The sequence below is a fragment of the Sulfobacillus sp. TH-112 genome (genome assembly GCF_057473405.1).
This window is the reverse complement of sequence record NZ_JBYCKN010000007.1, coordinates 1-9069: the sequence shown is the minus strand read 5'-3', so window position 1 is coordinate 9069 and position 9069 is coordinate 1. Positions and strand designations below refer to the sequence as shown.

Here is a 9069-nt window from a genome sequence, read left to right as displayed (position 1 = left end):
GTTCAATCGCCGAAAACACTTCGCGTGCTTCTTCAATCACTCTCTCTAACTCCATGTGATCCGCCAGGGTAATGGTTCCGCGAAAATTCACCTTGACAATGGTGTGTGTCTTATCGCTGATGCTATCCAAAAACTGCTGAAGGACCTGTTCTGCCGAGCCGAAATCCACGTCCAGCATCTTTTCGATGAAGTGCCAGGTTCCCGTGGCCACGCTCTTTACATGAATTTCCCCGGGTGCGAGATCGACCACCAGAATATTGCCCGAATCAATTTCATCATAATCGGTAGGCTCAGGAGCTCCTGAGTACCAAACGCGGCCACTATTCCCACAAGAAGTCGTAGAGTGACGATCTCCCAAAGCTAAATAGTGCAGTCTCCCCTCGTCCATCGCCCGTTCCACGTGTTCCACGTTGATGACACCTAAGAGTTCGTGGCCTCCCATCTGCAGGGTACTCCCATGCCCCACCATGATTCGCAAGCGGCCCCCCGAAGGACCAAGACGATTCACGACGACCGACACCCGATCTTCCACCTGCTGCTTTGACATCCACGGCACCCCGACAATTTCTAATGCATCGTCAACCACAATAGGCTCTTCGTTGTCAATCACCTGTACGTGCGCCGGTTTCCCACGAAGGAACTCGGCGGACTGATAAATGCTCAAAGCCCCCAGGGGATCATGATTTCCCGGCAGTAAATAGACTGGTACCGGAATCTCTTTCATCGCGTCTAGGGCACGGCGAACCGTCCGCGGCCGTAACTGATGGGTTTCAAATACATCGCCCGCCACGACAACAAATTGAGCATTTTCATCACGGGCTATTTGTCCAATCCGGCGAATGGCATTTTCACGCGCCTCGGAAAATCGAGCCTGTCCATCCTCATCCAGAAAATGTCGTTTCATGCCAATCTGCCAGTCAGCGGTATGAATAAATCGCATAAAAGCTCGCCCCTCCTCAAAGCCATGGTCAGTTTCATTCCTAGTCGTTTCTGACTTTTTCGTGACCACCCCGGGAATTTCCTTCCCTAGGTCGAAAATCACGCCCGGAGCCCCCCTCTCGCACCTATTCCCGATGCTCTTCCCGGGCTGTGTGGTATCGTGATGGAAAATGCGGCCATCTTCGGTGTCGCTTTTCAGCATTAAAATTTATTTCAGGTCAGGAACGCCATCACACCTCATGTCCGTCGCCAATATGGCAAAGAGCAGGGAATCGCGTCTCTTACCGTCGATCCACAAATGTTCTCGAATGTATCCTTCATATCGCATCCCCGATTTTTCTAGCACACGGTGTGAACCCACATTATCGGGATGTGCAGTGGCGTAGATACGGTGAAGGTGTAACTGGTGAAACCCAAATTGAATCAGTAGTCGGGCGACTTCCGTGCCGTACCCTTTACCCCAGTGACCTCTGTTTATGACATAACCGATATCGCCCACTTGGTGCGTATGGCTACGAATCGTGATTCGCGCTCCCCCGATGAGCACGCCCGTCTCATCAATAGCCCCCAATTCGAAGTGATGTCTATGCCCCTCGTATTGAGCCCCACTCACGGTGGCCATGAGAAACTGCTCTGTCTCCTCAGGAGTCTGGGGGGCAAAGACCAAATAACGGGTCACCATGGGATCTGAGGCATATGCACTCACCGAATCCTGGTCATCCATTAAAAAATCGCGCAGTGTCACACGAGGCCCTTTGAAGGGAAGGGACGGGGTCTCTTGATCTGTCATCGATGAGCGCTCCCTTTCTCTCCGAACTCCGCTATCTTTTCGTCCAGCCACACGGTCCCCATCCCGGCGGCGATTACCGCGAGACACGCAAATGGCAGTGAAATCTCTCGATCCCAGGATACTTCTCTCCCAATGAAGAAGTCTCAAAGCCATATCGTCGGTAGAATCCGATGGCCTCCGCATCCGTCTCTGCCACTATCTCCCTAAGCCCATGGAGAGCGATTAACCGATCGAGCATCTCGCTGGCAATGCCTTGGTTTCGATAAGGTGCCTCGACGGCAATGTGAAGAATTTCACCCAGTCCAGAATGCTCTCTGAAGCCGACAATACCGAGAGGCTCATCGTCTGCCCTGATGGCTACATAAAGCACAGCAGAGGATTGGCTATATTGGTCAAGGACTCTCTCCACCTTCTCTAGATGGGGCGATCCTAGGGCGTATGACAATAATTGCCTGATTGTCGTTATTGGAACCTGACTGGTATGATACTGTGGCATTTTAGCGACCATATTCCCTCCTTCTTAACCCCTAGCCGACGTATAGTTTCCCACAGGATAGCGTATAACGCCCTCACCCAGCGTCGCCATCACGCATCAGAATAACCCCTGTACCGCTCTCGTCTCTTTGCAAGCATGAAAAAAGGCGACGTCATGGCGATGATCACCAGCGATCCATACCATCTTACGGATTACATTTCACCCTCTAAAGGTAGGACGTAATCCTTGCCATCTCTCCGACGCCATTTTTATGACAGCTCTCACGCGGTAAAGACATAATGGTCCACGTCGATGACGGGTTGATAGCCGATACGTTGATATATCGCATTAGACGTCGGATTGGCTAGGTCTGTAAAAAGAAAGACTCGACGATACTCAGACTGCAACAGGCTTTCTGTTAAGGTCGCCACCACCCACGATCCATAGCCTTTGCCGCGGCGATGGGGTGGGGTGTATACCGGCCCTAGCCGGATACCGGTACCGGTGGGTCCACTATAACCCGCGATACTAACTACCTGGTTCTCCTCTTCCCAGAGCCAGTAACCAGCCAAAGGAAAGCCCGCGTCAAGACGACCTTGAACCGTCGCCTCCACTTGACGAGAATCTGGCTCTTGAAGAGCTTCCTCAGTGAACCCGCTCATCAAGGCGACAACATCCTTGGTATCGAGCGCTTCTGCCCATCGTCCCTTACCGTTCACCGGGTGCTGTGGTAAATGTACGTGCTGTATCTCATAAATACGCTCCTGCACGACCAGCGCACATGTCGCCTTCTTGTCCTCGACCCATCTTTGACAGATGATGGCTGCGCTCTCTCGTGGCCCTAGAACCCCTGAGAGGGTAACCTCTGCTTGACTAAGAAAGCTCGCTAGGGCCTGGGTAGGCTCCGTCGAACTAGTCCAAGATAAGATGAGCGGATGAGATGCATCCGTTTTTATAGCCACCAGTGCTATCCCCTCGGGCCCCTCCACATAGACCATTACGTCGGGCGGTTCTTCCACCGCAGTCTGATTTAGAAGCCCCAAGATGAGGTTGTTGGCCGCCTCATGTGTACGCAAGATGGGTTCAACGAAGTGACGAAATGTGACAAGATCCACTTCGCGTGTGACGGTATAGGTCATAGCGACTCTCCTTGTTGAATTCTCTGCGGCTTGGCCGATTACTCCATCAGCCTCAACCTATCTTATATGACGCCTATCATATTATCTCGAAATTCCCGTCTGGCGCATCCACACATAACCGGGGACTATGCCATCACATGCTCCCAAGAGTCATTCCTCAACTCTTAGTCATTGCCCTCTCTTTCCCCGAATCCTCCATATAGGCCCCTCTCTTCCGTCCCTCATGTGATACGGAGGAAGCGCGACAAGCGCGCCTCCCTTCACACTCAATACTCGATCGAAAAGCCGCTAGGCGGATTGTTCGGAGGTCAGTTGGACATCACGGAGTCTCGAACCCACACCCCAGGGAATAAAGATGACAACCGAGACTACGACCACAATCAAACTCCCGACGTCAAAGCTCACAATCGACTTCGCCCCCACGCCTCCGATATAGGTCATCACGAGTAGAAACAGCATATAAACCACATACCAGAGCGCCTGAATAATTCCTTGTCGCACCTTATAAATAATGCCGAATACCACGGAAGCCAAGAGCACCAATATGATGGCGTACGGCACGGAAGGCCAACCACTCCAATAGACAATGAGCGAGGCCGATACAAATGCTAGTATCGCTACCACTTGCTTCGCAAAGGACGGTGATGCTCCACTGCGAAAGCGTGCCATCATCACAATCGGGTTCACCGAGAATCCCAAATACCCGCCCACCACGGCGTCACTGATGAGCCCATAGATGGAGGGGAGGGGTGCGGCAATAAATGCCATGATCGCGCCAACCACCGTAAAGACAATAAGTGACCACGCGGGTACGGCGTAGTCCTGGTTTAATTGCTGCAATCGTCGACTCACAATCCCTGACCGACTCATGGCATAGAGAATACGACTCCCTGACCCCTGATAGATATAGCCCGTAATAAAGGGCCCAAGAATGGCGACAACGGCGGTTAACGCAATCAACCAGCCGTAATTGCTGCCGTGTGCTAAGAGTAAGAACGGATTCCCTGGAATGCTTGATACGGAGGCCCAGTCTCCCGGATGAATATGCACGGTTCCCCAATTTAGCGCCACGATAAAGGCCAGCGCAAACAGCAGATATATAATGGTTTGCCCGACTACCACCCAGACGATAGAGCGCGCCATCTCCTTTGACGAGGTCACTTCACCACCGTAGTCAGGAATCACACGAATTCCCCCAAACGCGAACATTGCCAAAGGAATCGCCGTCCATATCCCGCGAATACCAAAGGGGGTAAATCCCCCAAAATGCACTAGATTACCAAAATGCGCCATGGTGATAAACCCGATCGCCGCGAGTACATAAAGTGCGGTTTTGATTACCCCAACCAGATTGGTCGTTCGAGCAAAAATCTTTACCCCATAGTAGTTAAATGGCAGAAACAGCAATACTAAAATAATACCGAGCACGCCCCCCAAAATCGTGGGGTTCCCTCCCGCAGCAATGAGATGCGGCCAAAAATAATTAATACCTTCCACCGTGGCTAATGCTTCGACAGGTGGAATGAAAAGATACCACACCAAATCCGCAAATGCATTGAGCATATTGGTTGCGCGGCCATGGGTGTATAAACTATAGCGCGATGGACCTCCGGCTTCTGGATACGCTCTCCCCAATTCCATATAGGTTAATGCGACGAATAAATACATAATGGCCCCAATCAGCCAGGCTAAAATTGCCCCAGGTCCGGCATCAGCGGCCATTCCAGCGTTACTAAAGAACACACCAGTGCCAATCGCGCCCGCAATGCCTAAAATCAACAGATCGCGAAACTTCAACACCCGTTTAAGTTCCATAACCATCCTCCCACGATTATTCGCTTTATTTTGGCAAATGACTCAATACTCAGTATAATCGTTTACGATGGGAGAAATCTATGCCATCCCTGGCATTCGTCACTGGTGTAAATCGAGCGACGAAACACGACCAAAATAAACATTTAATGAAGCCGTGCTCTAAAGAAAGATTGAGTCTAATTGCACAAAATATTCATGTTTCGCGATATCATAACCTCCAAACGTCATCTCAAGGATTCCCTTGAGAGCTGGTAGACACGAAAGGATAATGATGGCATGAGAGAGACCGCCGATGTGATTATTATAGGGGGCGGCCTTATCGGCTTATCCATCGCCTATCATTTGGTAGCGCAAGGAATGCCCAATGTGCTGGTGTTAGAACGTGGTTCCCTATGGGCCTCTGGGTCATCCTCACGCAGTGCCGGAGGTGTACGTCTACAGTTTTCTCTACCGGAGAGCATCCGATTTTCTCAATATGGGCTGTCCATGTTTAAGGACTTTGAAGCCCAATTCGGCATTTCCTCATCTCTTAAGCAATGCGGCTACTTATTCGTCACCCAAGACCAGCAAAAGTGGAACAAAATGGTGGATATAGTGAAAATGCAAAGAAATTTAGGTGTCCCTGTTGAGACGCTCAGTCCCCATGACGTGCGTCGTCGCTATGGATACATCCACATGCCCGACCTGGCAGGGGCCACCTTTTGCGCCGAGGACGGCATTGCCGATCCCGGCGCGGTGGCCTATGGTTGGCTCACGCGATCCAAAGCATTGGGAGCGACAATCCGACTAGATAGCGAAGTTACGCAAATTATTTCTGACCATGGGTCCGTAAAAGGCGTGGTCACTCGCGACGGGATCACCATCTCTGCTCCTGTGGTGGTCAATGCCGCGGGACCCCAAGCGCACCATGTGGGTGTCTTGGCTGGTATCAACCTGCCGGTCCTCCCCTATCGGCGCTGTGTCTATGTCACTGATGAATTTACCGGACTTCCTTCGGATATCCCCATGACCTTAGAATTTGAAAATACCTCATACATTCGACGCGAGGGCCGCTCCATATTGATGGGTATGTCTGATCCGGCCGAGCCCCCAAGTGAAAATACGGAACCCGACCAATACTGCCTCGAGAACCTGGTCAGCACGGTGCTCCCCTGGGTCCCGGCACTAGAAAATGCGACTATCATGCGCGGGTGGGCCGGGCTCTACGAAGTCTCACCTGACGATAACGCCATCATTGGTGAAGCTGAGTCCTTATCTGGTTACTATTACGCGGTAGGATTTAGCGGACATGGATTTATGCATTCCCCGGCCGCCGGACGTGTCATTGCCGAACTTATCATCGGAAAAGCCCCATTTGTCAACCTAAGCCCATTCTCGCTGAATCGATTTCAACGTCAGACCGCGCGTGAAACCTTTGTCATTTAGTACACATCCGTCAGTCCCAATAGCATTGTGGATGAGTGCGACTGCCTGAGCTGCACTCTTCGCTGCGCGAGGCCCGCGACCCATAAGCGACGATCGATACCATAGTGTCCTCGCATCTGGCTCATTCCCATGCGGGGATAGAGAGGGTTTTCACACTCTCTAGGTTCCGTATTAGCCATTCGCGGTCCGACGTTTTCGATACCAATTGCGCCGTCTGCAGGGCCAATTGGAGATGCTCATCTCGACGGACCGCGTCACCCTGTAATGCATAGGCCCGCGCCATCGCCTCATAGGCAAATCCTCGGTCAAATTCTTCCAAAGAGTGTTCCTGGCACCACTGAAGAGAGGATGTGGCATAGTGTAGAGCCTGTTCTGCCCTTCCGACCAAGGTATAGACCCGCGCCAATTGCCAGTCTCCCCGCGCAAAATGCACCGGTTCTCCGACCACCGCCCAGTGATATCTTGATGCATGGGCCATGTGGATCATGAGGTCATCTTCAGTGGCGGTGCGATCCACCTTATCCATGAGATCCCAGGTCTCATTGAACAAATCAGCGGCCAATTGGCGGTGCATCTCCCGATCTTCTAGTGCTGTCGGCGTATTAATGTGTTGTCACTCCTACCTCAATGTTTTGTCTTGTTTGGGTACCTTTTTGCAGTATTTCAAGGTCTTTCACTTCGGTTCCCTCTCGAACTGTCTTGCGTCGCTCGCATCATGCCCAGAAAAGACACGTTGCAGGCTAGGCGGTATAGGATCTCCGTGGTCGCGATAAGACTCAACCAGACTACCCACGACATCTTGGGCAATCTCTGTGGCCTCCGTTTTGGTTCGCCCCTGCGCGACAAGTCCTGGGACTTCATCGCTCGTCACGAGATAGCCTCCCTCGGGAAGTTGATCAATTAAAAACCGGACCAATACCTCAGACATTGCAAAAGCCTCCTACGATACGGTTCAAGATAGTCGTTTTCTTACTTTAGTTAAGTATAGCACGCACCGAATTTTCTGCCGCTCCAACTCGCCGAGACATCTGTGCCCTGTCGACCCGCATCTTACCGAAGCGTTGAGCCCCTCCGCTGTCCGAAAACTTAGCTCCGTCCCTTGGGGCCCCGCGCCCCACACCACGTGCTCTGGGTGTCCCATAACCATACGGTGCTGACTCATTGTCCCGACGACAGCCCCTAATAGTCCTTGTTTAACCGCGGACTATGCCACGGGCTGTGATAGCATCAAAATATGGAGTGATTGTACTGCCCTAGATCGGTCAAGGAAAAGCATCGTGATATTATTGATGTTTCAATGACAGGAGGAATACCATGAAACAGCCATCCCAATTACCACCCGACATACAAGTCCTCATTGACACCCTATTCACCACCCGCGATCCGAACGGGAAGGTTACCCGTGATGCCCTTGTGTTATACACGGAGTATCATCTGTCCCCACAAGAATGGAGTCACACAACCTTCATGCAAATGGCCCACGACCGTCCATGGGCTCCCCGCACCATCGATCACCGGTGGGGATTGTTCAAACGACTAATCACGGCCCTCAACGAGTCGGGAACAGCCGACAAAGCTGCTTCGCAACAGCGGGACGTGCGGCCGGCAGGTAAGCAACCGCACACAAGCCCGGAGGTATCAACGCAACAACGGAGCCGGACTCGCATGCCGGACTCGCCATCGATGCAAGCGCATGCTCTGATGGGGTCGCTGATGACCGGGTTGCGATCTCAGGGATGGGATGGTGTGGCGGACCAATTCGACATGGCCGTAGGACGAGGCATACTCGTCAGCTGCCGCGTCGCCCTAGAACACATGCTGGAAACATTGGGCGTAGATCTTCAAAATCAGAACCTGGCCAATGCCATCAATCTCTATGCAGCGACAGACCAGAACTTGGTCAAGAAAATGCATCTTGTACGCACGGCAACGAACTATGCGGATCACCGCAACTACGAAGTAACATGGCAGGCGGTGCTCAGCGGACTGCACGCGTGGGAGGATCTGGCCAATACTCTATTTCGCCAATCATCACAGTAAGACGCGTAGTTAAACGGTGAGGGAGACCCTAAAAGCGGCCTCTCCTGTCCATAATTTTGTCCTCGTCTTTCGGCTCCGCACTCTCTTGGCGACGGCTCATGGTGACGGGCGGAGTAAAACTGGAGTTTTTTGGGTATTTTGAAGGCAAAATACAATGTCCTCCGATCCTCGTGTGCCTTTAACTGATTCTTGGCCACGAAATAAACCACAAGATAGCCAAATCATACGACATATTCCTGGGAGCGACCTAGCCTAATCTTCTGATAATGGCAAAGATCTCGTTACTTTCCTGTCCACCCAAGTAGCGTAAAGAGAAAGTCAATGGCACGGTATTTCCGGGTTGTGGTACCCCGATCTAACCCCCGTTAAGTGAACACGAGCGATCTCTCTCGACGATTTTCGTAATATTGCATGGCTTTCCGTGGTTTCCACGACCGCTCACGGCG

The 9069-nt window shown here is 51.9% G+C and carries 9 protein-coding genes; 2 read left to right on the top strand and 7 right to left on the bottom strand.

Features of this window, described 5'->3' with window-relative positions; translation table 11 throughout:
- The 5 genes from ACOJWD_RS00510 to ACOJWD_RS00490 form a co-directional block, all read right to left on the bottom strand.
- The coding region (locus ACOJWD_RS00510) for a metallophosphoesterase family protein (protein WP_486991258.1) at window positions 1–1042 on the bottom strand (1042 nt) is incomplete at its 3' end.
- 105 nt (window positions 1043–1147) lie between these two features.
- Complete coding sequence (locus tag ACOJWD_RS00505) at window positions 1148–1729, bottom strand: GNAT family N-acetyltransferase (RefSeq protein ID WP_486991257.1); 582 nt, start codon at window positions 1727–1729, stop codon at window positions 1148–1150.
- A 73-nt stretch (window positions 1730–1802) separates the two neighbouring features.
- Window positions 1803–2237 carry a GNAT family N-acetyltransferase gene (locus ACOJWD_RS00500; RefSeq protein ID WP_486991256.1) on the bottom strand — a complete coding sequence of 145 codons (435 nt, stop codon included), beginning with the start codon at window positions 2235–2237 and terminating at the stop codon, window positions 1803–1805.
- 248 nt (window positions 2238–2485) lie between these two features.
- The gene (locus ACOJWD_RS00495; RefSeq protein ID WP_486991255.1) at window positions 2486–3343 is read right to left on the bottom strand and encodes a GNAT family N-acetyltransferase; all 858 of its coding nucleotides are present in this window, start codon (window positions 3341–3343) and stop codon (window positions 2486–2488) included.
- 288 nt (window positions 3344–3631) lie between these two features.
- Window positions 3632–5158: an APC family permease gene (locus ACOJWD_RS00490; protein WP_486991254.1), complete on the bottom strand. Its 1527-nt coding sequence runs from the start codon at window positions 5156–5158 to the stop codon at window positions 3632–3634.
- A gap of 276 nt (window positions 5159–5434) precedes the next feature.
- Between ACOJWD_RS00490 and ACOJWD_RS00485 the strand changes: the two genes are divergently transcribed.
- The gene (locus ACOJWD_RS00485; RefSeq protein ID WP_486991253.1) at window positions 5435–6583 is read left to right on the top strand and encodes an NAD(P)/FAD-dependent oxidoreductase; all 1149 of its coding nucleotides are present in this window, start codon (window positions 5435–5437) and stop codon (window positions 6581–6583) included.
- A gap of 121 nt (window positions 6584–6704) precedes the next feature.
- Here ACOJWD_RS00485 and ACOJWD_RS00480 read toward each other — a convergent pair whose 3' ends face one another.
- Window positions 6705–7157, bottom strand: a complete 453-nt coding sequence (locus tag ACOJWD_RS00480) for a hypothetical protein (RefSeq protein ID WP_486991252.1) — start codon at window positions 7155–7157, stop codon at window positions 6705–6707.
- A gap of 99 nt (window positions 7158–7256) precedes the next feature.
- On the bottom strand, window positions 7257–7511 hold the full coding sequence (locus ACOJWD_RS00475; RefSeq protein ID WP_486991251.1) for a type II toxin-antitoxin system HicB family antitoxin: 255 nt from the start codon (window positions 7509–7511) through the stop codon (window positions 7257–7259).
- A 386-nt stretch (window positions 7512–7897) separates the two neighbouring features.
- Between ACOJWD_RS00475 and ACOJWD_RS00470 the strand changes: the two genes are divergently transcribed.
- Window positions 7898–8623, top strand: coding sequence for a DUF4145 domain-containing protein (locus ACOJWD_RS00470; RefSeq protein ID WP_486991250.1), 726 nt, complete (start codon window positions 7898–7900; stop codon window positions 8621–8623).
- Window positions 8624–9069: the final 446 nt, after the last annotated feature.